Genomic DNA, 23,463 nt, shown 5'->3' on the forward strand with positions numbered 1-23,463 from the left:
TCAGCGCCTGGTCCCGGCGCCGACGAGCGTGCGCTCGTAGGGATCGAGGAGCACACCGCTGACCTCGGCGCCGACACCGGTGATGACGCGCTGGTGGACCAGCGGGACGACGGCGTCCGTGCCGAGGATCGCGGCCTCGGCGGCCAGGGCGGCGTCCTGCCGCTCACCGGTGTCGGCCACCGTCCGCGCCTCGGCGACCGCCCGGTCGACGCCCTTGTCGCACAGCAGGGCCAGGTTGTAACCGCCGTCGCAGGTGAAGTCACTGGCCAGGAGGGAGACGGGGTCGCCGGTGTCGAGGAGGCTGTTGCGGGCGCCGACGAAGGCGTCGAACTTCCCCGCGAGCGCGTCGCTCTCCAGCCTCGAGTACGCACGCACCTCCAGCTTCACCTCGAAGCCCGCCGTCTCCAGTTGCTGCTTCAACACCTGCGCGGCTTCCGGGAGTTCGGGCCGGTTGTCGTAGGTGGCGAGAGTGATCGAGGAACCGCCGGGGCTACCGGCCTTCGCCCGTCCGGCGGGCCGGACGCGCTTGCCCTCGGCCCAGGTGACGGCGGGGCCGTAGATGCCGGCGCCGGCGTCCGCGTGTCCCTCGTAGACGCCCTTGGCGAGCGCGGAGGTGTCGACGGCGGCGCGGGCGGCGGCACGCAGTGCCGGGTCCTTGAAGACGCCCGACTTCGCGTTGAGGAGCAGGCTGGTGGTGCGGGTCGTGGCGGTCTCGCGGCGGGTGTCCGCGTCGAGGCCGGCGGCCTGGGAGACGGGTATCGCCTCGGCGAGGTCCACCTGACCGGTGCGCAGGGCGTTGGCACGGGCGGTGCCGTCGGCGATGAAGCGCACCTCGACGCCGGAGGCCTGGGCCCGGCCGCCCCAGTGGTCGTCGAAGCGGTCGAGCTCGGCGGCGGTGGCGCCGGTGACCTCGGTGAGTGCGAAAGGTCCGGTGGCGGTGCCGACCGGGTCGACGGCGCCCTTCTTCCCGTAGGCCTTCGGGGCGAGAACGGCGAGGCCGGGGCTGGACAGGCGCAGCGGCAGGACCGGGTCGGGGGCGGCGGTGGTGACGCGTACGCCGGTGGCGCCCACCGCCTTCGCCGTGAGGGTGACGCCGGAGAGCGCGGCCGGGGGCGGCTCGGCCTCGGTGGCGTGCGTGAGGGCGGCGGCGACGGCGGCGGGCGTGACGTCCGTACCGTCCTGGAAGGCGGCCTCGCGCAGGGTGAACAGCCAGGTGCGGTCGTCCTCCTGGCGCCAGGACGCGGCGAGCGCGGGGGCGGCGGCGCCGTTGGCGTCGAGGACGGTGAGCCCCTCCGTGACCCCGAGACGGCTGAGGATCGTGGCGTCGGCGCCGTACGGGGAGAGGTTCTCGGCGGGCGGGAAGGCGAGGGCGACGCGCAGCCGGGAGCCGTCGCCGGCACCGGAGGCCGCACCGTCGTCGCCACCGGAGGAGGCGAAGCAGCCGGCGAGCAGCGGGGTGAGGAAGAACGCGGCGAGAAGCCGGGGAGGGCGGGGGCCGCGGGGACGGCGGGGGAAGCGCATGAAGTTACCGGCCTGGAGGACGAGGGCGAGAGGAGGAAAGAGCGGCAGGAGCGACAGGGACGGAGGGGGCGGAGGGAGCCGAAGAGGCCGCTGGAGCTGAAGGGGCCGAGGAAGCTGAAGGGGAGGGAGAGGCGGGGTGGAGGGCGCCGAGGGAGACGTCGAAGTGCACGATGCCCTGACCGCCGGTCACCTCCTCCCGCTCGTCGTGCACGACGGTGCCGAGCGACCGCCAGAACCCCTCGGCTCCCTCCACGGCCGGGTCCGTGTGCAGATAGACGGCCCGATAGCCGCCGTCCGCGGCCGCGAAGGCGAGGAGTTCGGCGACCAGCCGCCGGGCGAGGCCGCGCCGACGGTGTTCCCGGCGGACGTAGACGCGGCGCAGCTGCGCGGTCGTTCCGCAGGGGTAGCGCTCGGCGACATGGCGCGGGTTCGGTGGGTGCGCGGGCCCCCGGGAGTCCAGGGCCGCCGTGGCGACGACCTCGCCGTCCGTGCCGTCGAGGGCGACCAGCAGGGTGTGGCGGGCCGGGACGAGGTAGGCGGCGACGGGGTCGATGATGTCGCCGTGCCAGCGGGGCACGTAACCGGTACCGAAATCGCGGTAGACGGTGTCGAGCATGACGGCTCGGGCGCCGTCGAGGTCCTCGGGGCCCGCGGGCCTGATGCAGTAGTAACGCACTTGCACATCATATGCAATAAGCGAAGACAGTTGATCACTTAACCACCACTCCCGGATTTGACAGAGATCACGGCACGCCCCTAAATCTAGCCACATGACTTTCATTTTCAACAAGGGGGTGCTGTGATGCGCGTCGCGTTCGTGGGGAAGGGCGGCAGCGGCAAGACGACCCTGTCGGCCCTGTTCGCCCGGCAGTTGGCGCGCTCCGGCGCACCGGTGCTCGCCGTCGACGGCGACATCAACCAGCATCTGTCCGAGGCGCTGGACCCCGCGGCGGGCACGGCGCCCTTCACGGCCCCACCCCTGGCCGCGCATCTGGGCGACATCAAGGACCTGCTGCGCGGCACCAACGCGCGGATCACCTCCCGCGAGGCGATGGTCAAGACGACCCCGCCGGGCCGTGGCTCCCGGCTGCTGCGCCTGCTGGGCGACGACGCACTGCACACGCGTCACGTCCAGAAGGTCGGCGGCGTGCCGTTGATGGTGACGGGCGAGTTCGACGAGAGCGACCTGGGGGTGGCCTGCTACCACTCCAAACTGGGCGCGGTGGAGCTCTACCTGAGCCACCTGGTGGACGGCCCCGGCGAGTACCTCGTGATGGACATGACGGCCGGCGCCGACGCCTTCGCCTCCGGCCTCTTCACCCGCTTCGACATGACGTTCCTGGTGGCCGAACCCACCCGCAAGGGCGTCTCCGTCTACCGCCAGTACCGCGACCACGCCCGCGAGTTCGGCATCCCCCTCGCCGTGGTCGGCAACAAGGTGACCGGCGAGGACGACCTGCTCTTCCTCAAGGAGGAGGTGGGCGACGACCTCCTCACCCACCTCGTCGCCTCCCCCTGGGTCCGCTCGGCCGAACGGGGCGACCCCCAGGGAGAGTTGGAGGACGTCAACCGCCACGCCCTCCACCTCCTGCGAGAGACGGTCGACGCCCGCGAGAAGAACTGGCCCGTCCTCCACCGCCACGCCGTGGAGTTCCACCTCCGCAACGCCCGCGCCCGGGCGGACGCGGCGACGGGCGAGGACCTGGCGGCCCAGGTGGACCCGGACTTCGTCCCCGGCGAAGCGTCACCGACCTGAGAAGACCCCGCGCCCCGTGGCCTCAGGCGGCCTTCGCCACCCCTTCCCGGTGGCGACGGATGATGTCCGCGTAGTGGCGTCCGGTGCCCTTGATCGTGCGGGCCTGGGTGCGGTAGTCGACGTGGACGAGGCCGAAGCGCTTGTCGTAGCCGTACGCCCACTCGAAGTTGTCCAGCAGGGACCAGGCGAAGTAGCCGGCCAGCGGAGCGCCCTTGCGGGCGGCGGAGGCACAGGCCGCGAGGTGCCCGGTCAGGTAGGCCTGGCGCTCGGGGTCGTCGACGGTGCCGTCGGGGCGGACGACGTCCGGGTACGCGGAACCGTTTTCCGTGACGTACAGCCGACGCGCGCCGTACTCGTCGGTCAGCCGCAGCAGCAACGTCTCGATGCCGCTCGGGTCGACCTCCCAGTCCATGCCGGTCCGCGGGACGCCGCCTCGGCGGACGGAACGGGCTTGCGGGGCGGGCCCGTCGGGGTCGTCGCTCACCGTCGCCGGGAAGTAGTAGTTCAGGCCCAGCCAGTCCAGCGGCGCGGCGATCGTCGTCAAGTCGCCTGAATGTTCCGGGAGTTCGACGCCGTACACCTCGCGCATGTCGGCCGGGAAGCCCCGGCCGTGCACCGGGTCGAGCCACCAGCGGTTGGTGTGGCCGTCCATGCGGTGGGCGGCGGCGATGTCCTCGGGGCGGTCGGTGGCGGGGTGGACGGTGGAGAGGTTGTTGACGATGCCGATCTCGGCGTGCGGGACGGCCGCCCGGATGGCCTGGACGGCGAGTCCGTGCCCGAGGAGCAGATGGTAGGAGGCGCGGACGGCCGCCGTCAGGTCCGTGAGGCCGGGGGCCATCTTGCCTTCGAGGTGGCCGATCCAGGCCGAGCACAGGGGTTCGTTCAGGGTGGCCCAGTGGGTGACGCGGTCGCCCAGCCGCTCGGCGACGACCTCCGCGTACGCGGCGAAGTGCTCGGCGGTGCGCCGCTCGGGCCAGCCGCCGCGGTCCTGGAGAACCTGCGGCAGGTCCCAGTGGTAGAGGGTGACGGACGGGGTGATGCCCGCCTCCAGCAGGCCGTCGATCAACTTGTCGTAGAAGTCGAGGCCCTTGGGGTTCGGCGGTCCGTCGCCGCCCGGCATCACCCGGGGCCACGCGATCGACAACCGGTAGGCGTTGGAGCCGAGTTGGCGCATCAGGCCGATGTCCTCGCGCCAGCGGTGGTAGTGGTCGCAGGCGACATCACCGTGGTCGTCGTCCGCGATCTTTCCGGGCGTGTGCGAGAAGGTGTCCCAGATCGACGGCGAACGGCCGTCCTCCGCCACGGCTCCCTCGATCTGGTACGCCGAGGTGGCGGTCCCCCACAGGAAGTCCCGGGGCAGGGCGGCAAAGTCGATGGTCACTGAAGTCCTCTCGGGATCGGGCGGGTTGCTCACTTCACGGCTCCGGCCGTCAGTCCGGCGACGAGATAGCGCTGGAGGAGCAGGAAGCCGGCCACCACGGGCACGCTGACGACCAGCGAGGCGGCCATGATCTGGTTCCAGTAGACGTTGTTGAGGGTGGAGTAGCCCTGGAGTCCGACGGCGAGCGTGCGGGTGGTCTCGTTGGTCATGACGGAGGCGAACAGCACCTCACCCCAGGCGGTCATGAAGGCGTAGACGGCGACCGCCACGATGCCGGGGATCGCGGCCGGCACGACGATCCGGAAGAGCGCGCCGAGCGGGCCGCAGCCGTCCACCAGCGCCGCTTCGTCGAGGTCGCGCGGCACCGAGTCGAAGTAGCCGATCAGCATCCAGATGGAGAAGGGGAGGGAGAACGTCAGATAGGTCAGGATCAGGCCGCCGCGTGAGCCGAACAGCGCGATGCCGGTGGCGTCGCCGATGTTGACGTAGAGCAGGAACAGCGGGAGCAGGAAGAGGATGCCGGGGAACATCTGCGTCGACAGCACGGTGACCGTGAAAACCCGTTTCCCACGGAAGTCGTAACGGCTCACCGCGTACGCGCTGAACACGGCGATCACCACCGAGCAGACCGTCGCCGCGCCCGCCACGATCAGCGAGTTCACGAAGTACCTGGCGAGCGGGATCGTCGACCAGATGTCGATGTACGGGCGGAGCGTCAGGCCGCTGGGCAGCCAGTGGAACTCGCCGGTGACGTCGGCGAGGGGCTTCAGCGAGCTGGAGACCATCACGTACACCGGCAGCAGCACGAATCCGGTGAGCAGGGTGAGGAAGATCCGCCGGGACCAGAGAAACGAACTGGGCGGCGAGAGCGGGGAGTTACGACGCACGGGAAGCCCTCCGTCCGCGCGAGGTGACGGCGAGGTAGACGCCCGTCACGGCCAGCAGGAAGAGGAGCAGCAGGACCGACATCGCCGAGCCCGTGCCGAAGTTCCAGGTCACGAAGGAAGCTTGGTAGATGTGGACCGAGATGAGGTCCGCGGCCTCCGGGGCGGCTCTGCCGAACAGGACGAACGGCGTGTTGAAGTCGTTGAACGTCCAGAGGAACAGGACCAGGATCAGGACCTGGTTGACCGGGCCCAGGGACGGCAGGGTGATGCGGCGGATCTGCTGCCACATGCCCGCGCCGTCCAGGGCGGCCGCCTCGTACAGCTCGCCAGGGATGTTCTGCAGGCCGGCCATGACGATCAGGAAGGCGAACGGCCAGCCCTTCCACACCGACACCGTCAGCAACGCGTAGAAACTGTTGTCGCCGATCAGCCAGAAGGAAGGCGTGTCGGTGAGGTGCAGCTGGTCGTGCAGAACGTGGTTCACCAGGCCGTTGTCGTGCTGGAACATGAAAACCCAGGTGATCACGGCCGCGTAGACGGGCAGGGCGTACGGCACCAGGAAGAGCGCCCTCAGCAGGCCCCGGCCGCGGAAGGCGTCCTGCATGAAGATCGCCGCCGCGGTGCCGATGAGCCAGCACAGTCCCACCGAGAGCAAGGTGAAGCCGACGGTGACGAGGAAGGAGTGCAGCAGGGCCTCGCCGACCGGAGCGTCGAAGTCCACCGACACCCGGTAGTTGTCGACGCCGGACCAGGGAGCCGTGCCCCAGTCACGGATGTAGAACTGGGTGAGCTCCTTGAAGCTCATCACGATGCCGATCACCATCGGCACGAGGTGCACGAGGAGTTCAAGGACGAGAGCGGGCAGGAGCAGCAGGTAGGGCAGGCCGATACGGCGGATCCGGCCGGGACGCGGGCGCGGGGCCCGGCCGGGGCCAGGGTCGGCGCGAGGCTTCTCGACCTCGGCTGTGGTGGTCATCTGGCTCACTTCGTCCGGCTCACTTCGCCGGCATCTGCTGCTGGGCCTTGGCGAGCTTGGCCTTCACCGACTCGGCGGTCACCGGGCGGCCGGCGGCCGCGTCGGCGAACAGTTCCTTGACGGCCGTACCGATCACCGTCTCGAACTGGGACTCGTCGGCGACCTGCGGCAGCGCGGCGGCGCTCTTGGCGAGGGTGTCCTTCAGGACCGCGTTCGCGGGCGAGTTGAACCCGGCGTCCGACTGGGCGGAAGCCACGGGCGGGATGGTGCTGTAGGCCTTGTTGAGGATCTTCTGCTCCTCGTCGCCGGTCATGAACTTCACGAACTCGGTCGCGCCGTCGAGGTTGTCGGTGTTCTTGAAGACCGCCAGGTTGATGCCCGCGACCATCGAGTTGATCTGGGCGCCGGTGCCGGGGGCGCCGGACTGCACGGGCACCGGGGCGATGCCGTACTTGTCCTCGCTCATGCCCTGGGACTTGAGGTTGGCGGACGCGGTCTGCCACAGCAGCATCGCCGTCTTCCCCTTGGCGAAGTCGCTCACGGACTGGTTCTGCGCGTACTCGGCGTTGCCCTGCGGGATGGCCTTGTCCTTCGCCATCAGGTCGACGTACTGCTTGACCGCCGCGACCGCGCCGTCGGACGTGAAGTCGGGCTTGCCGTCGGCGGTGAAGAAGTCGGCGCCGTGCTGCTTCGCGAAGACGAAGACGTGATGGACGTTTTCCGAGACGTTCGCGCCCTCGGCGCCCAGGACCTGCTTGCCCTTCGCCTGGATCTTCTTGCCGTCGGCAACCAACTCGCCCCAGGTGGCGGGCGGTTGGGCTATGCCCGCGTCGGCGAAGATCTGCTTGTTGTAGTACAGGGCGTAGGCCATCGAGTACAGCGGCACCGCGGCCGGGTCCTTGCCCTGTGCTCCGGTCGAGCCGAGCGCGGAGTCGACGAAACGGTTTCTGCCGCCGATCTTCGCGAAGTTCGCCTCGTCCCAGGGCAGCAGCGCTCCCGTGGCCTGGAGCGAGGCCGACCAGGTGTTGCCGATGTTGAGGACGTCGGGGCCCTGGCCGGACGTGGTCGCCGTGAGGATCCGGTTGAGCAGGTCCGACCAGGGGACGACCTCCAGCTTCACCTTGATCCCGGTCCGCTTCTCGAACTTGTCGAGTTCCGGCTGGAGGACCTTCTTGTCCACCTCGATGCTCGCGCCCTGGTTCGAGGCCCAGTACGTCAGGGTCTTCGGCGAGTCGTTGGAACCTTCGCCGTCCGTCGAGGTGCCGCCGCCACAGGCCGTGGCCGCGAGGGCGAGTGACATGAAGACGGCGCCTGTGGCCGCGGCTCGGATGGTGCGCATGGGTCGGCTCCCGGTGTCATCAGGACTTAATTTAGGACGTGAGTTAAACCTCGGAAGAGGGCCGCGTCAAGAGTTCCGGCACAGTCCGGGGAACTCCGGTCCCACCACTTGACGCACACGTTCGGGTAGTTGAAGCATTCAGCGCTGAGAGAGCGCTCTCAGCGCAGCGACCGTTCACTTCCTTAAATCAGCCGTTCACTTCGAACGGCCTGGACCGAGGAGAGCCGCCCATGCCCCACACTCCGTCGTCGGAGCCGCCCGCCGTGCGCCGCAGAGCAGTCCTCGCCGCCGCCGCCTCGGCCGCGGCAGCCCCCGCGCTCGCCGGACTCGCCCCCGCGCCGGCCTCCGCCGCCCCGCTCGGAAAGCGTTTGCGCGCCCTTCCGGGCGGTGGCGACCTCGGCTCGAACGTCCTCGTCTTCGACCCGTCGACCCCGGACATCCAGGCCCGGCTGGACGCGGTGTTCCGACAGCAGGAATCGGCCCAGTTCGGCACCGGACGCTACGCGTTGCTCTTCCGCCCCGGCACCTACCACGGTCTCAACGCCCAACTCGGCTTCTACACCTCGATCGCGGGCCTCGGTCTCTCCCCCGACGACACGACCATCAACGGCGACGTGACCGTCGACGCGGGCTGGTTCGGCGGCAACGCCACGCAGAACTTCTGGCGTTCGGCGGAGAACCTCGCGCTCGTCCCGGTCAGCGGCACCAACCGGTGGGCGGTCGCCCAGGCGGCCCCGTTCCGCCGGATGCACATCCGCGGCGGCCTCAACCTCGCTCCGTCCGGCTACGGTTGGGCCAGCGGCGGCTACATCGCCGACAGCCGTATCGACGGCGAGATCGCACCGTACTCGCAGCAGCAGTGGTACACCCGGGACAGCGCCATCGGCAGTTGGCTCAACGGCGTGTGGAACATGGTGTTCTCGGGGGTGGAGGGCGCCCCCGCCCAGAGCTTCCCCAACCCGCCGTACACCACGCTCGACACGACCCCGGTCTCACGGGAGAAACCGTTCCTGTACGTCGACGGCGCCGGCGCGTTCCGCGTCTTCCTGCCCGCCGAGCGCACCCACGCGCGCGGGGTCACCTGGGGCAAGGGCACGCCGCGCGGCAGCTCGCTGCCCCTGTCGCGGTTCTACGTCGCCAAGCCGGGCGTCTCCGCCGCCACGCTCAACCAGGCGCTCGCGCAGGGCCTGAACCTGCTGCTGACGCCGGGGATCTATCACCTCGACCGGCCGATCCAGGTGAACCGTGCCGACACCGTCGTGCTGGGCCTGGGGTACGCCACCCTGATCCCGGACAACGGCGTCACGGCGGTGAGGGTGGCCGACGTCGACGGCGTCCGGCTGGCGGGTTTCCTCGTCGACGCCGGACCCGTCAACTCGCCCACCCTGCTGGAGATCGGTCCGCCCGGAGCCTCGCGCGACCACTCCGCCAATCCCACCACCGTCCAGGACGTGTTCGTCCGGATCGGCGGGGCGGGCGCCGGCAAGGCCACCACCAGCCTGGTGGTCAACAACCGGCACACGATCGTCGACCACACCTGGATCTGGCGCGCCGACCACGGCGAGGGCGTCGGCTGGGAGACCAACCGGGCCGACTACGGCGTCGTCGTCAACGGCCACGACGTGCTGGCCACGGGCCTGTTCGTCGAACACTTCAACAAGTACGACGTGCAGTGGAACGGCCAGCGCGGCCGCACGATCTTCTTCCAGAACGAGAAGGCCTACGACGCGCCGAACCAGGCGGCGATCCAGAACGGCTCGGTAAAGGGTTACGCCGCCTACAAGGTCGGCGACAACGTCACCGCGCACGAGGGCTGGGGGCTGGGCAGCTACTGCTACTACAACGTCGACCCGACGATCGTCCAGCACCACGGCTTCGCCGCCCCGAACGTACCCGGGGTGAAGTTCCACGACCTGCTGGTCGTCTCCCTGGGCGGCCAAGGCCAGTACGAGCACGTCGTCAACGACCTCGGGGCGCCGACTTCCGGCACCTCGACGGTGCCGTCGACCGTGGTGGCGTATCCCTGATCCGCCCACGCGGCGACGACCCCGAATCGGGCCTTTGGTTCGTGCCACGAACGCCAGGTGTTCGTGGCACGAACCGACAAGGCGACCCACGGTCCACGCCCTCGCGGGGAGGGACATGGGCCCCTTACCCCTACCGCGTCGTCGCCGTCGCCGGCGCCGGGGCGTACCCCGTCGGCCGGGCCGAGAAGGTGCCCCGGCCCTGGGTCCGGCTGCGCAGGCGGGTCGCGTAGCCGAACAGTTCGGCGAGCGGCACGGTGGCCGTGACCACCGCCGAACCGCCGCGCACGGCCGAGTCGGTGACCCGCCCGCGCCGCGCGGCCAGATCGCCCAGGACCCCGCCGACGGCGTCCTCGGGAACGGTGACCGTGACCTCGACGACCGGTTCCAGCACGACCATCGCACAGCCGCGCAGGGCTTCCCGCAGCCCGAGCCGGCCTGCCGTGCGGAAGGCCATCTCGGAGGAGTCCTTCACATGGGTCGCCCCGTCCGTCAGGGTGACCCGCAGCCCGGTGACCGGGTGCCCGCCCACGGGACCCTCGGCGAGGGCGTCCCGGCAGCCGGCCTCGACCGCGCGGACGTACTCCTGCGGCACCCGTCCACCGACGACGGCCGACCGGAACGTGAAACCGGTTTCAGCAACGCCTCCCGTCTCGTCCGCGCCGAGCGGCTCGACATCGAGCACGATGTGCGCGAACTGGCCCGCCCCACCGTCCTGTTTGACATGCCGGAAGACCAGGCCGGACACCCCGCGGGCCACCGTCTCGCGGTAAGTCACCCTCGGACGACCCACGTTGACCTCCAGACCGAGGCTGCGACGGATCTTCTCCACCGCCACCTCCAGGTGCAGTTCGCCCATGCCCGACAACACCGTCTGACCGGTCTCCGGATCGGTCCGGACGACCAGCGAGGGGTCCTCCTCGGCCAGTCGGGCAAGCGCCGAGGCCAGCCGGTCGGTGTCGGTGCTCACGCACGCCTCGACCGCCACGGAGACGACCGGGTCGGCGACCCCGGGCGGTTCGAGAACGACCCGCGCCCCCGGCGCGCTCAGCGTCGAACCCGCACGGGCCGACTTCAGCCCGATCACGGCCACGATGTCCCCGGCGACCGCGCGCTCCAGCTGCGCGTGCCGGTCGGCCTGCACACGCAGGATCCGGCCGATCCGCTCGATCCGCCCCGCGCCCGACTCCCATACCGCGTCTCCTTTCTCGATCGTGCCCGAGTACACCCGCAGATAGGTGAGCCGGCCCGTGGGGGTAGCGGCGACCTTGAACGCGAGCGCCGCGAACGGTGCGGCGGGGTCGGCGGGTCGTTGTTCGCCTCCGGCATCCTGCATACGGTCCGCACTCTCGCGGGCAGAGGCAGAGGCAGGGTCGGCACCTTCGTGCATACCGTGGACAGCAGTGTGTATACCGTCGGCGGCATCACCCATACCGTCGACCCCCTGCCGCATACCGGCGGCACGTGGCATACCGTCGACAGCCTCGCGCATACTGCCCTTGGTATTTCGCATACCGTCGGCGCCGCCAGGCATACCGCATACCGGCGGCACGTCCAACGGCGACGGCAGATAGGCGACGACGGCGTCGAGCAGCGGTTCGATGCCGCGGTTGCGGTAGGCCGAGCCGCAGAGCACGACCACGCCGTCGCCGGTCCGGGTCAGTTCGCGCAGGGCACTGGAGAGGGTCTCGACGGAGAGCGTCTCCCGGTCGCAGAACTCCTCCAGGGCGGCCGGATGCCGCTCCGCGACGGCTTCCTCCAGCAGCCGACGGCGACGCAGCGCCTCCTCCCGAAGATCCTCCGGCACGACGTCCTCGACGGCCGTCTCGCCGCCGTCGACCCAGGTCAGCGCACGCATGCGCAGCAGGTCGACCACGCCGGTGAAGCTGTCTTCGGCACCGATCGGCAGGTGTACGACCAACGGGAGCGGATGGAGCCGTTCCCGGATCGACGCCACCGCGGCGTCGAGGTCGGCGCCCACCCGGTCCAGCTTGTTGACGAACGCGATCCTCGGTACGCCGTGCCGGTCGGCCTGCCGCCACACGGACTCGCTCTGCGGTTCCACGCCCGCGACGGCGTCGAACACCGCCACCGCCCCGTCGAGCACCCGCAGGGATCGTTCGACCTCGTCGGCGAAGTCGACGTGTCCCGGGGTGTCGATCAGGTTGATGCGGTGACCGTCCCAGTCGCAGCTGACGGCCGCGGCGAAGATGGTGATCCCGCGGTCGCGCTCCTGGGAGTCGAAGTCGGTGATGGTCGTGCCGTCGTGGACCTCGCCGCGCTTGTGCGTGGTCCCCGTGGCGTACAGGATCCGCTCCGTGACGGTGGTCTTGCCGGCGTCGACATGGGCGAGGATGCCCAGGTTGCGCACAGCGGAGAGAGGACGGTCGAGGTGGTTGCGCACGGCCCTTGGCCTTTCGGGGTGTTTCCGAGAACGGGCGGCGCGATTTCCGGACGAACGCCGAGGCACGTGGTAAACGTGCCGATGCGCTGATGTGCCGTCAGATACGGCACATCAGCGCGGCATTGTTGTACTCAGACGTTCGTCAGCATCCGGTGCCGGCCGCGCAGCGAGCACCGGACGGCCGAAGACACGAGGATCACCTCGTAGCGGGAGCGGGGAGCGACGACAGCGGTGTGGTCACGCATGGCCGGGCCCCCCTCGTTCGTCTCGGTACCGCGCCGCCCGTGTCGTGGGCCGCGCTCGGTTCCGGCGAGTGTAGGGGCGAACGGGCCGGAGCCGCACGCGATTTATCGCACGCGCCTCGCGGCTGTTCCGGTACGGCTCCGCCTCCCGGCGTGACGGCAGCGCGTCCGACGCTCACACGGGCGTGGACTTCGTCGCCGGGTAGAACTGCCTCCGCACCCGGCGCAGCCACGCGTCGGCGGCCGTCTCGTCGGGCTGTTCGGGCAGCTCGCTGCGCGTCTCGGCGAACGCCTCCTCGAAGCCGCGCAGCAGCGGCAGCGCGGTCTCGGGATCGGCCGCGACCTGCTCGCCGAACGCGTGGTAGCTCTCGGGATCGTCGACGTGGATCGTCAACCGGCCGGTGGCGTACAGCTCGTAGCCCTGGGTGCACAGTCGCTTGAGGTGACGGGCGTGTTTGGCGGTCCGTTTGCGGGTGTCCGCGGTGAGGGGGCCCTCGCCGCGGTTCCGTAGCTTGCGGAACTGCTGCGTGGCGTAGCCGAGATAGGCGTCCCGGACCCGGCGTGCGCTGAGCAACGTCGCACGGAGGTCGATGAGTTCGTCGCCGAGCGGGGTCCGCACCTCGTACAACTCGTCCGGCAGCCAGACGAGTTCCATCACGGTCGGGTTGCCGCCGAGGGCGAGCCGGCACCACTTACCGGCCTCGTGCAGGGTGCGGTCGGGCGCCGTGCTGACGTGCGACTCCTTGGGCTGGTGCAGGCCGTGCAGGTCCTCGGTGGGGGCGGCGAACATGCCGAGGCGGTCCACGTCGGAGCCTTCGTGGGCGAGCCCGTAGGCCGTCGAGCCGACGATGCCGGACAGCAGGATGTTGGTGACGGTCACAGGTGCCCCCGGTCGTTCTCCTGATGGTGATGTCCTGCCTCCTCGACCGGGCGGCAGGACCGCCATGATGCCCCGGCTCCGCCCGGACCACCTCGCATTTTCCGGCCCGCCGGCCTGCTCCCCCCTGCCGTCGGGCCCGCGCCCCACCCCGCCCGCCGCTTCACCCGTACGGATCAGTGCGCTGGTCGAGCGGCCCGGCCGGTGGTGCCGTGTAGGGGCAGAGGTAGCAGCAGAGCCCACGGGGTGCCCGGCAAGCACCCAGGTCGACGAGAGGAATCCCTCGGGAAACCGCCCGGGGCGCGCCCACGCGGGGACCGGCCCCGCCCCGCCCCGTCCCCGAACCGTCCTCAGGAGGTATTCGTGACCAGCCCTCGCCTGTCGTCCCGCCCGTCCACCCCGCCCCGCCCCGCCGGGCCGCCCGGTCCGGCGGGCCCGACGCGTCCCGGCCGTCCGACCCGTGTGCTGGCCGTCGCCCTGGCCGTCGGCACGCTGCTCGCCACGGCGGCCTGCTCCGACGACGGGGACGACAGCGCGTCGACCGACGCAAGCACCGCGACCTCGTCCACCGGCAAGCGGACCGCCACCCCGTCCCCCACCCTCACGCCGCTCACCTCGGCCGGCGCGCAGACGGCGCTGATCACCGCGGGAGACCTCGAGGACGGCTGGACGCAGGTGAAGACCGCGGCCAGCTGGCGGAACCGGCTGCTCATCGGCACGGTCGACGCCGCCCAGTTCCTCACCGGCAAGACGCAGGCGGCGGACTGCCAGCGTCTGCTCGACGGGCTCTACGACGAAGACCTGCTGGGGGCCCCGCCCGGCCCGTCGGCGCTCACCGGCTTCACCCAGGGCGACTCCCGGCTGCTCTACCAGGTCGCCGCCTACCAGTCGGCGAGTCTTGACCAGTCGTTCGACTGGCTGAAGTCGCTGCCGACCGCGTGCGACCAGTTCAACGCGGTCGCCTCCGACGGCTCCACACGCACCGTGCAGGTCGTCGAGGCCTCCCTGCCCAAGGCGGGCGACACCCGGCAGGGCCTCACCGTGACGGTGGCGGGCCCCTCCGGCGGCACCCCGGTCACCCTCACTCTGGACGTCGCCGTCGTACGGGTCGGGGACGACGCGATCACGGTCACCAACGGCGGTACCGACGGGGCGGACCACGACAGCACCGAGGCCGCGGTCAGCCACGGCACCACGCGACTCAAGGACGTACGGGAAGGCCGTACGCCGGCGCCGGAGCCCAGCGAGTTCGACTGAGCGCGCCCGGTTCGGCGGGAGCGCCCCGTCGCTTCGGCCTTCTTCCTCCCCTCAGCGCAATGTGACATATTACTGTCGTGACCAAGCGACCGAGCGGTGACGTCGTGGTCGTCGGCGCCGGCATGGTGGGCGCCGCCTGCGCGCTGTACGCGACCCGAGCCGGACTGGACGTGATCCTGGTCGACCGGGGCCCGGTGGCCGGCGGCACGACCGGCGCGGGCGAGGGCAATCTCCTCGTGTCCGACAAGGAGCCCGGACCCGAGCTCCAACTGGCGCTGCTTTCCGCTCGATTGTGGGACGAGTTGGCCCAGGAGCTGGGCGCGGCCGTCGAGTACGAGCCCAAGGGCGGTCTCGTCGTCGCCGCCACGCCCGAATCGCTCACCGCCCTGACGGACCTGGCGGACGGACAGCGCGCGGCCGGGGTGCTGACGGTCCCCGTGGCGGCGGATCAACTCCACGAAATGGAGCCGCACTTGGCGCACGGACTGGCGGGCGGCGTGCTGTACCCGCAGGACGCCCAGGTGATGCCCACCCTGGCCGCGGCCCACCTCGTACGGGCCTCGGGCGCGCGTCTGGAGACCGGTTGCACGGTGACGGGGGTACTGCACGACACCGCCGGGGCCGTGCGGGGCGTACGCACCGACCGGGGCGACCTCCTGGCGCCGGCCGTGGTGAACGCGGCCGGGACCTGGGGGGCCGAGGTCGCCGCGCTGGCGGGGGTCCGGCTGCCCGTCCTCCCCCGGCGCGGCTTCGTCCTGGTCACCGAGCCGCTGCCGCGCCGGGTGCGGCACAAGGTGTACGCCGCCGACTATGTGGCCGACGTGGCGAGCGACTCGGCCGCCCTGCAGACCTCACCGGTCGTCGAGGGGACCGCCGCCGGGCCCGTGCTGATCGGCGCGAGCCGTGAACGGGTCGGCTTCGACCGTTCCTTCTCCCTCCCGGTCGTACGCGCCCTGGCGGCGGGCGCGACGCGCCTGTTCCCGTTCCTGGAACACGTACGGGCGATGCGCGCCTACCTCGGCTTCCGCCCCTACCTGCCCGACCATCTGCCCGCCGTCGGCCCCGATCCACGGGTGCGCGGGCTGTTCCACGCCTGCGGGCACGAGGGCGCGGGCATCGGGCTCGCGACCGGCACCGGTCGCCTGATCGCGCAGACGCTGACCGGCCGGCGCCCGGAGCTGGATCTGACGCCGTTCCGTCCCGACCGCTTCGACGGCCCCGACCACCTTGCCCGCTTCGCCGAGGAGGCCGCGCCGTGAACCCCCTGAAGCTGGCGCGGGCCCGCCCCGGCGCCCCGTTCACCGTCACCTTCGACGGCCGGGAGATCGAGGCGTTGCCCGGGCAGACGATCGCCGCCGCACTGTGGGCGTCCGGCGTCACGGCGTGGCGCACCACGCGGGGCGAGGGGCGGGCGCGCGGGGTCTTCTGCGGGATCGGCGTGTGCTTCGACTGTCTGGTGACCGTCGACGGCCGCCCCGGCCAACGGGCCTGTCTGGTGGCGGCCGTGCCCGGCGCGGACGTCCGCACACAGGTGGGGACGGGCCATGAGGGGGCGGGTCACGATGACTGAGCACCGCCCGGTACTCGCGGTGATCGGCGCCGGCCCGGCGGGCCTCGCCGCCGCTCTGGCGGCCGCCGCCCGTGGTGTGCGCGTGGTCCTGATCGACTCCGCCGCCGAGGCGGGCGGGCAGTTCTACCGGCAGCCCGCACAAGGACTCGGCGCCCGGCGTCCGCAGGCGCTCCATCACCAGTGGCGTACCTGGGAGCGACTGCGCGCCGGGATCGACACCCATCTCGCCGCCGACCGCGTCACGCATCTGAAGGATCGTCATGTGTGGTGTGTGGAAGGGGAGTCGGACGGGTTCTCCGTGCACGCGCTGATCGGTCCGGAGCAGGAGGAGTCCGGCACGGTCCGCGCCGACGGCGTGTTGCTGGCGACCGGCGGCTACGAGAAGGTCCTGCCGTTCCCCGGCTGGACACTGCCCGGCGTGGTCACCGCGGGCGGCGCCCAGGCACTGCTGAAGGGCGGGCTCGTCCTGCCCGGCCGTACGGCGGTCGTGGCCGGCACGGGCTCTCTGCTGCTCCCCGTCGCCACCGGCCTCGCGGCCGCGGGCGCCCGGGTCGTCGCCCTGGTGGAGTCGGCCGGTCCAGGGGATTTCGTACGTCGCGCGCGGACCTGGGCCGCCGCCCCCGCGAAGCTCGCCGAGGGAGCCGGGTACGCGGCCCGACTCCTGCGTCACCGCGTCCCCATGATGACTCGTCACGTCGTGACGGAGGCGCACGGTACCGAGCGGCTGGAAGCCGTGACCGTCGCCGCGCTGGACGCCGAAGGCCGACCGTTGCCCGGCACGCGACGACGTATCGACTGCGACACCCTCGCCGTCGGCCACGGCCTGCTGCCGCACACCGACCTCGCGGAGGGGCTCGGCTGCAGTCTCGACGGGCCGAGCGTGTGCGTCGACGACGAACAGCGCACCGACGTCCCCGGCGTCTGGGCCGCCGGCGAGACCACGGGGATCGGCGGCTCGACGCTGTCGCTCGCCGAGGGGCACATCGCCGGACGGTCGGCGGCTGCACGGCTGACGGGCACGGTCCCCGACCCGCGGGAGTGGGCTCCGGCCGCGCGAACCCGCACCCGGCTGCGGTCGTTCTTCGCGGCACTGGACGCCGCGTATGCCGCCCGGCCCGCGCGGTGGACCGAGCAGGTCACCGACGAGACGGTCGTGTGCCGCTGCGAGGAGGTCACCGCCGGCGCCGTCCGCGAGGCCGTCGGCACGCTCGGCGCGGGCGACCTGCGCACCGTGAAACTGCTGACCCGGGCCGGCATGGGCTGGTGCCAGGGCCGCGTGTGCGAGCCCGGAGTGGCCGGCGTCGCGGGCTGCGCCCCCACTCCGGCACGCCGGCTGCTGGCCCGCCCCGTGCCCCTGGGCGTGCTGGCCGCACCGGCCCATCCCACGAGCGAACAGTGATATGTCACATACCGCAAGAGAAAGGACTCGCCGTATGGCCGCCTCCACCGACCCCGCTTCTCCCCCTGCTCCCCTCGGCTCCCGACACCGCCCCTGGCACGGCGTCCTCGTCGCCACCGCGCTCCCGTTCCACGACGACCTCTCCGTCGACTACGACCGGTACGCCGAGCACTGCGCCTGGCTGGTGGCGAACGGCTGTGACGGCGTCGTCCCCAACGGCTCCCTGGGCGAGTACCAGGTGCTCACGCCCGAGGAACGCGCCGCGGTGGTGGAGACCGCGGTGGCCGCGATCGGCGGGGATCGGGTGATGCCCGGCGTCGCCGCGTACGGCTCGGCGGAGGCCCGCCGTTGGACCGAGCAGGCGGCGGAGGCGGGCTGCGCGGCGGTGATGCTGCTCCCGCCCAACGCCTACCGCGCGGACGAGCGTGCCGTCGTGGCCCACTACGCGGAGGTCGCCCGGGCGGGCCTGCCGGTCGTGGCGTACAACAACCCGATCGACACCAAGGTCGACCTCGTTCCCGAACTGCTGGCCCGGCTGCACGGCGAGGGTCACGTCCAAGGCGTCAAGGAGTTCTCGGGGGACGTCCGCCGCGCCTACCGGATCGCCGAACTCGCGCCGGATCTCGACCTGTTGATCGGCGCCGACGATGTGCTGCTGGAACTGGCCGTGGCGGGCGCCAAGGGCTGGGTGGCCGGATACCCCAACGCGCTTCCGCGGTCCTCGGTGGAGTTGTTCCGGGCGGCCGTCGCCGGTGACCTCGCCACCGCGCTCCCCCTCTACCGTCAGCTTCATCCGCTGCTGCGCTGGGACTCGCGGGTGGAGTTCGTCCAGGCGATCAAACTCTCGATGGACCTCGTGGGGCGCCACGGCGGTGGCTGCCGCCCACCACGGGTCCCGCTGCCGCCGGACCACGAGGCGACCGTCCGCGCCGCCACCGAGAAGGCCGTCGCCGCCGGTCTGGCGTAGCGGCCGAACCGCTCGACTTCGAGAGAGAGTAGGGGACTTCGTGCGCAGCAAGCTCGTCCTGCACGCCGTCGACTCGCACACCGAAGGCATGCCCACCCGCGTGATCACCGGTGGGGTCGGCACCGTCCCCGGCGCGACGATGAACGAGCGGCGGCTCCATCTCCGTGAACACCGCGACGAGATCAGGCAGTTGCTGATGAACGAGCCGCGGGGCCACTCCGCCATGAGCGGTGCGATCCTCCAGCCGCCCACGCGGCCGGACTGCGACTGGGGCGTCGTCTACATCGAGGTCTCGGGATATCTGCCGATGTGCGGGCACGGCACGATCGGGGTGGCGACGGTGCTCGTCGAGACGGGCATGGTCGAGGTCGTCGAACCGGTCACGACCATCCGTCTGGACACCCCGGCCGGGCCGGTCGTCGCCGAGGTGGCGGTCGAGGACGGCGCGGCCACGTCCGTGACCCTGCGCAACGTTCCCTCCTTCGCGGTCGCGCTGGATCGCACGGCGACGCTGCCCGACGGCCGTACGGTGACCTACGACCTGGCGTACGGCGGCAACTTCTACGCGATCCTGCCGCTGGAGGAGTTCGGGCTGCCCTTCGACCGCGCACGCAAGGACGACATCCTGCGCGCCGGCCTGTCACTCATGGAGGTGATCAACTCCGAGCAGGAGCCGGTACACCCCGAAGATCCTTCCATCCGTGGCTGTCACCACGTCCACCTGTACGCGCCCGACGCCACCGCCCGTCGTTCCCGGCACGCGATGGCCATCCATCCCGGCTGGTTCGACCGCTCGCCCTGCGGTACGGGGACCAGCGCCCGCATGGCGCAACTGCACGCCCGGGGCCAACTGCCGTTGCACACCGAGTTCGTCAACGAGTCCTTCATCGGCACCCGCTTCACGGGCCGGCTCCTCGGCACCACGGAAGTCGCCGGCCGCCCGGCGGTACTGCCCAGTTTCACCGGCCGTGCCTGGATCACGGGGACGGCCCAGTACCTGCTGGACCCGACGGACCCGTTCCCGGAGGGGTTCGTCCTCTGACGCCACCACTGCCGAGGTCGCAGGCGGGAGTGAGACGTGACATGGCACAGTGCACTGGTTCAAAGTGACATGGCACAGTCCGCACCGAGGAGACCCACCATGGCCGCCGCCCGGCGCACCAGCAGCCAGACACCAGCCGCACCCACCGCATCCGCCGCTCCCGTCACATCCGGCGCACCCGCCACACAGGCGGCGGCACCCGCGTCAACCCCGGCAACGGCACCCGCCCTTCCCGTGCTCGGCGGTCGGCGGAGCAGTTACCGCGAGCGGGTCGCCGATGCGCTGCGGGCCGCGCTGATCGCGGGTGAACTGCTGCCCGGCGAGGTGTACTCGGCGCCGGGCCTGGCCGCCCGCTTCGGCGTCTCGGCGACACCCGTGCGCGAGGCGATGCTCGACCTGGCGAAGGAGGGCCTGGTCGACGCCGTCCCGAACAAGGGGTTCCGGGTCACCGAGGTCTCCGACCTGCAGTTGGACGAGTACACCCACGTCCGCGCGCTCATCGAGATCCCCACGGTGGTGGCGCTGGCGACGACCGCCGACCCGGTGTCCCTCGAGGCGCTGCGGCCGGCCGCCCGGGAGATCGTCACGGCGGCGGTGGCGGGCGACCTCATCGCCTACGTCGAGGCCGACACCCGGTTCCACCTGGGCCTGCTCGCCCTGGCCGGAAACGCCCATCTCGTCGAGGTCGTCCGCGAACTACGCGGCCGGGCACGCCTGTACGGCCTGACCGCGCTCTCCGCCTCGGGCCGTCTGCTGGCCTCCGCCGAGGAACACCTGGAGCTGCTGGACGCCCTGCTGACCCGCGACGAGCAGGCCGTGCGCGCGGTCATGACACGACATCTGGGGCATGTACGCGGGCTGTGGGCCTCCGCTCGCGAGTAGCGACTCGCCCCCGAGCACGCCGCTCGCCCCCGAGTACGGCGCTCGCCCCGGATTGCGCGGCTCGCCCCGCAGTGGACGACTCCGCCCCACGAAGTCCCCTCTACCCGTCCCGTTCCCTCCCGCCACCTCGGCCCGGGGAGCCCGCCTGTGATCCTTGTCGCTGGTGTGCGGCGCGTGGAGAGAGTGTCGTACGGGCATTCAACTGGCCGTGCGCGAAAAGACGGTGTCGATTCTGTGGGGGAACGCGTGAGTCTGTGCCTGATCGGTGCGGGTCTGTCCGGGCTGGCCACAGCACACGCCCTGAAGTCCGAGGGGCTCGACTTCGTCTGCCTCGAGAAGGCTCCCGACGTGGGCGGGCTCTGGCGGCAGCCGGGGGCCGGCGAGCGCGGTCCGGGCTATCTGTCGCTCCACCTCAACACCAACAAGCAGCTCACCGGTTACGCCGACCATCCGATGCCGGCCGGATATCCCGTCTACCCCCGGCACAGTCACCTCGCCGATTACCTGCGCTCCTTCGCCGAGTGGGCCGGCCTGCTGGACCACATCGAGTTGGAGACGACCGTCGAGTCGGTACGCCGGGCGGCCGACGGTTCCTGGACGGTCGTCAGCCTGGACGCCCACGGCGCGCGCACCACACGGGACTTCACTCAGGTCATCGTCGCCTCGGGACACAACACCGAACCGGTCCTGCCCGCTCCCCCGACGGGTTCCGAGACCTTCAAGGGAACGATTCTCCACGCACTGGACTACCGCGACGGAAGCGATTACACGGGACAGCGCGTCGTCGTGGTGGGACTCGGCGCCTCGGCGGTGGACATCGCCGCCGACCTCTCCCGGTACGCCGCGCAGACCGTGCTCTCCGTGCGCCGAGGCCTGCACATCCTGCCCAAGCAGCTCTTCGGCATGCCCCTGGACGACGTCGCCGAGGCCCCCTGGTGGACGGCCATGTCCCTGGCGGAGCAGCGCCGGTTCATCGAGCAGGCCCTGCTCGTCGCCCGCGGAAAGCTCTCGGACTACGGCCTGCCCGAGCCGGACCACCCGATCTTCGCCTCGGCCGTGACCATCTCCGACGAGATCCTCACCCGCATACGTCACGGCGGGGTCGTCCCCAAGCCCGCGATCGACTTCGTCGACGGCAGCCGGGTCGTCTTCACCGACGGCACCTCACAGCCCGCCGACGCGATCGTCTACTGCACCGGATACCGGATGGCCCATCCCTTCCTGCCCCCGGGCTGCCCGATCGGTCCGCAGGGCTCGGTCGAGCTGTACAAACGGGTCGTCGCGCCCGATCATCCCGGCCTGTACTTCATCGGCCTGGTCCGCCCGCACGGCTCCGTCACCCGGCTCGTAGAGGCGCAGGCACGCTGGATCGCCCGGGTCGTCGCCGGCAAGGCGGCCCTGCCGGAGCCGGACGTCATGCGCAAGGAGATCGGCGCGTATCTGGGGGGCATCGCCGGCCAGTACGGCCAGACGCAGGGCGCGTCGATCCAAGTCGATGTGGCGCCTTACCTGGAGGAGCTGCGCAACGAGTGACGTCCGGAATGGACGACGCGCGGGCACCGGATCCGGCGCCGTACGCCGAGAAGCCGCCCGGGCGGTCTGGGCGGCTCACGTGCGCACTTCTCGTAGGACGAGGGGAGCAGTTCGACGACGTCGGCGTACGACTCCCCCCAAGGTTCTGTACCGCGGGTGCTGTGGTACCGCAGGTCCTGCGGGCTAGCTTCCGGTCACGGCCGCGGCGGGGAGAGCGACGGCGGACAGGGCGGCGGTGGAGAGGGGAACGGCAGGGAGCGCTGCCGTCGGCGGTCGGACCTCGTAGGCCTCCGAGGAGAGGTAGGTCATGACCCGGGGCGGACGCCCCTGCTGATGGGCCAGGCCCAGGTAGGCGACCAGACCCACACCGTCCTCCGGCCGCCGCGAGGTGACGGCGGCCGAGGCGCGCAGCACCGGTGCCGGGTCGATGCCGTAGTGGCCGAGCAGTGCCGTCGCTCGGCCCAGGGCCTCGCCGTCGTGCCGGGCGTAGTCCCGCACCGGGATGTAGAGGGTGAATCCGCTGGGCCGACCGGTTCCGGTGTCGGTGAAGGAATGGCAGGTCTGGACGGGCCGGCGCACGAGCCGCGGCTCGCCTCCTCCCCCCGCGTCGGCGTCGGGGCCGGCCACGATGCGGAAGAACTCCTCGATCTCCGCACGGCCGGGTCCGCCGTCCATTCGGGACAGGGTGAACGCCTGAGCGGCCGACACGTCGTGATGCGCGAGGTAGACCTTGACCCGCGGCTCCGCCCAGTCGCCCAGGTCCAGGGCGAAGAACAGGTGACGGTCGCCTTCGGGCAGCGCGTCGAACGCCTCCCGGTACCCGAGTCGCTTCAACGCCTTGCGTACCGTTTTGGCGGCCCGTCTCTCCCCGGATGCCGCGGGGTTCAGATAGGCCTTGACCTTGGGGACGCCACCGGGACGCAGCTCCAGCGCGCACCACAGCGCCAGGGGCCCTTCGGGCGAGGACGGGAAGAACAGGTCCGCCAGCTCGTCTAACCGGTCGGTGGCGAAGCCCCAGCGGCGCCCCATCTCGCGCAGCACCCGCAGGCCGGTGCGGCCGTCCTCGGCCCGGCTGTCGGCACCGGCTCCCGGCTCCAGCAGTACCCGCAGGGTCGGTGCCGCGCCGGGTTCGCAGGAGAGGGAGAACTCCACCGGGGTGTGGTCGTCGGAGAGGAAACTGCGACTGGGCGGCGGCAGAGCGAGGGGCCGTTGTGCGACGGGCGCCAACGCTTCGAGGAGTGTGCGCGCGTAGACCTCGCCGTCGGCTCCGGACAGCCCCGCGATCTCGCCCAGTCTCAGCAGCTGACGTGCCGCATGACCGCCGAGCGTCTCCGGGCCGGGCGCGCCGGAAGCTCCTGGAGCATCGGGAGTGCCCGGAGCGTCGGGAACCACGGCGGTCATCGGGC

18 protein-coding genes and 1 pseudogene are annotated in these 23,463 nt (G+C 71.4%); 10 read left to right on the forward strand and 9 right to left on the reverse strand.

Going from position 1 to position 23,463, the window contains the following annotated elements:
* Positions 1-1,521: an ABC transporter substrate-binding protein gene (locus ACIRPU_RS30970; protein ID WP_403873025.1), complete on the reverse strand. Its 1,521-nt coding sequence runs from the start codon at positions 1,519-1,521 to the stop codon at positions 1-3.
* Positions 1,522-1,669: 148 nt separating this feature from the next.
* Positions 1,670-2,137 (reverse strand): annotated as a pseudogene (locus ACIRPU_RS30975) (GNAT family N-acetyltransferase); the annotation flags it as partial.
* A 186-nt stretch (positions 2,138-2,323) separates the two neighbouring features.
* Between ACIRPU_RS30975 and ACIRPU_RS30980 the strand changes: the two are divergent.
* Positions 2,324-3,277: an ArsA-related P-loop ATPase gene (locus tag ACIRPU_RS30980; protein WP_403873027.1), complete on the forward strand. Its 954-nt coding sequence runs from the start codon at positions 2,324-2,326 to the stop codon at positions 3,275-3,277.
* A 22-nt stretch (positions 3,278-3,299) separates the two neighbouring features.
* On the opposite strand, the gene ACIRPU_RS30985 is transcribed toward ACIRPU_RS30980, so the two are convergent.
* Genes ACIRPU_RS30985 through ACIRPU_RS31000 form a run of 4 tightly spaced genes read right to left on the reverse strand, consistent with a single transcriptional unit; the run spans position 3,300 to position 7,860 of the window.
* Positions 3,300-4,658 (reverse strand): GH1 family beta-glucosidase, encoded by a 1,359-nt coding sequence (locus tag ACIRPU_RS30985; RefSeq protein WP_403873029.1) that lies wholly within the window; start codon positions 4,656-4,658, stop codon positions 3,300-3,302.
* Between the two features lie 29 nt (positions 4,659-4,687).
* Entirely contained in the window at positions 4,688-5,545 is an 858-nt protein-coding gene (locus tag ACIRPU_RS30990) for a carbohydrate ABC transporter permease (protein WP_384113444.1), read from the reverse strand.
* Positions 5,535-6,521, reverse strand: coding sequence for a carbohydrate ABC transporter permease (locus ACIRPU_RS30995; protein WP_403873032.1), 987 nt, complete (start codon positions 6,519-6,521; stop codon positions 5,535-5,537). Before ACIRPU_RS30995 ends, ACIRPU_RS30990 begins: the two co-directional genes overlap by 11 nt.
* A 19-nt stretch (positions 6,522-6,540) precedes the next feature.
* A complete protein-coding gene (locus ACIRPU_RS31000; RefSeq protein ID WP_403873034.1) occupies positions 6,541-7,860 on the reverse strand; it encodes an ABC transporter substrate-binding protein in 1,320 nt (439 codons plus the stop codon).
* A 230-nt stretch (positions 7,861-8,090) separates the two neighbouring features.
* On the opposite strand from ACIRPU_RS31000, the gene ACIRPU_RS31005 reads away from it, so the two are divergent.
* On the forward strand, positions 8,091-9,887 hold the full coding sequence (locus tag ACIRPU_RS31005) for a coagulation factor 5/8 type domain-containing protein (protein WP_403873036.1): 1,797 nt from the start codon (positions 8,091-8,093) through the stop codon (positions 9,885-9,887).
* A gap of 130 nt (positions 9,888-10,017) precedes the next feature.
* Here the strand turns inward: ACIRPU_RS31005 and ACIRPU_RS31010 are convergent, their stop codons facing one another.
* Both ACIRPU_RS31010 and ACIRPU_RS31015 read right to left on the reverse strand, forming a co-directional pair.
* Positions 10,018-12,288 carry an elongation factor G gene (locus ACIRPU_RS31010; protein ID WP_403873038.1) on the reverse strand — a complete coding sequence of 757 codons (2,271 nt, stop codon included), beginning with the start codon at positions 12,286-12,288 and terminating at the stop codon, positions 10,018-10,020.
* 417 nt (positions 12,289-12,705) lie between these two features.
* Positions 12,706-13,410: a DNA polymerase beta superfamily protein gene (locus tag ACIRPU_RS31015; RefSeq protein ID WP_403873040.1), complete on the reverse strand. Its 705-nt coding sequence runs from the start codon at positions 13,408-13,410 to the stop codon at positions 12,706-12,708.
* Between the two features lie 459 nt (positions 13,411-13,869).
* Here ACIRPU_RS31015 and ACIRPU_RS31020 point away from each other — a divergent pair, with 459 nt between their 5' ends.
* The 8 genes from ACIRPU_RS31020 to ACIRPU_RS31055 all read left to right on the forward strand — a co-directional run bounded on the left by ACIRPU_RS31020 (position 13,870) and on the right by ACIRPU_RS31055 (position 22,057).
* Positions 13,870-14,664, forward strand: coding sequence for a hypothetical protein (locus ACIRPU_RS31020; RefSeq protein ID WP_403873112.1), 795 nt, complete (start codon positions 13,870-13,872; stop codon positions 14,662-14,664).
* Positions 14,665-14,741: 77 nt separating this feature from the next.
* Positions 14,742-15,923 (forward strand): NAD(P)/FAD-dependent oxidoreductase, encoded by a 1,182-nt coding sequence (locus ACIRPU_RS31025; RefSeq protein WP_403873042.1) that lies wholly within the window; start codon positions 14,742-14,744, stop codon positions 15,921-15,923.
* A complete protein-coding gene (locus ACIRPU_RS31030) occupies positions 15,920-16,234 on the forward strand; it encodes a (2Fe-2S)-binding protein (protein WP_355707300.1) in 315 nt (104 codons plus the stop codon). The genes ACIRPU_RS31025 and ACIRPU_RS31030 overlap by 4 nt, the downstream gene beginning before the upstream one ends.
* Complete coding sequence (locus ACIRPU_RS31035; protein WP_403873045.1) at positions 16,227-17,633, forward strand: FAD-dependent oxidoreductase; 1,407 nt, start codon at positions 16,227-16,229, stop codon at positions 17,631-17,633. Before ACIRPU_RS31030 ends, ACIRPU_RS31035 begins: the two co-directional genes overlap by 8 nt.
* 34 nt (positions 17,634-17,667) lie before the next feature.
* Positions 17,668-18,600 (forward strand): dihydrodipicolinate synthase family protein, encoded by a 933-nt coding sequence (locus ACIRPU_RS31040; protein ID WP_403873047.1) that lies wholly within the window; start codon positions 17,668-17,670, stop codon positions 18,598-18,600.
* A 40-nt stretch (positions 18,601-18,640) separates the two neighbouring features.
* Positions 18,641-19,642: a proline racemase family protein gene (locus tag ACIRPU_RS31045; protein WP_403873049.1), complete on the forward strand. Its 1,002-nt coding sequence runs from the start codon at positions 18,641-18,643 to the stop codon at positions 19,640-19,642.
* Between the two features lie 99 nt (positions 19,643-19,741).
* Positions 19,742-20,524 carry a GntR family transcriptional regulator gene (locus tag ACIRPU_RS31050; RefSeq protein ID WP_403873051.1) on the forward strand — a complete coding sequence of 261 codons (783 nt, stop codon included), beginning with the start codon at positions 19,742-19,744 and terminating at the stop codon, positions 20,522-20,524.
* Positions 20,525-20,770: 246 nt separating this feature from the next.
* Complete coding sequence (locus ACIRPU_RS31055; protein ID WP_403873054.1) at positions 20,771-22,057, forward strand: flavin-containing monooxygenase; 1,287 nt, start codon at positions 20,771-20,773, stop codon at positions 22,055-22,057.
* 183 nt (positions 22,058-22,240) lie between these two features.
* On the opposite strand, the gene ACIRPU_RS31060 is transcribed toward ACIRPU_RS31055, so the two are convergent.
* Positions 22,241-23,458, reverse strand: coding sequence for a tryptophan dimethylallyltransferase family protein (locus tag ACIRPU_RS31060; RefSeq protein WP_403873057.1), 1,218 nt, complete (start codon positions 23,456-23,458; stop codon positions 22,241-22,243).
* Between the last annotated feature and the right edge of the window lie 5 nt (positions 23,459-23,463).

The sequence above is a fragment of the Streptomyces sp. NPDC102259 genome, assembly GCF_044766465.1.
Taxonomy (GTDB): domain Bacteria; phylum Actinomycetota; class Actinomycetes; order Streptomycetales; family Streptomycetaceae; genus Streptomyces.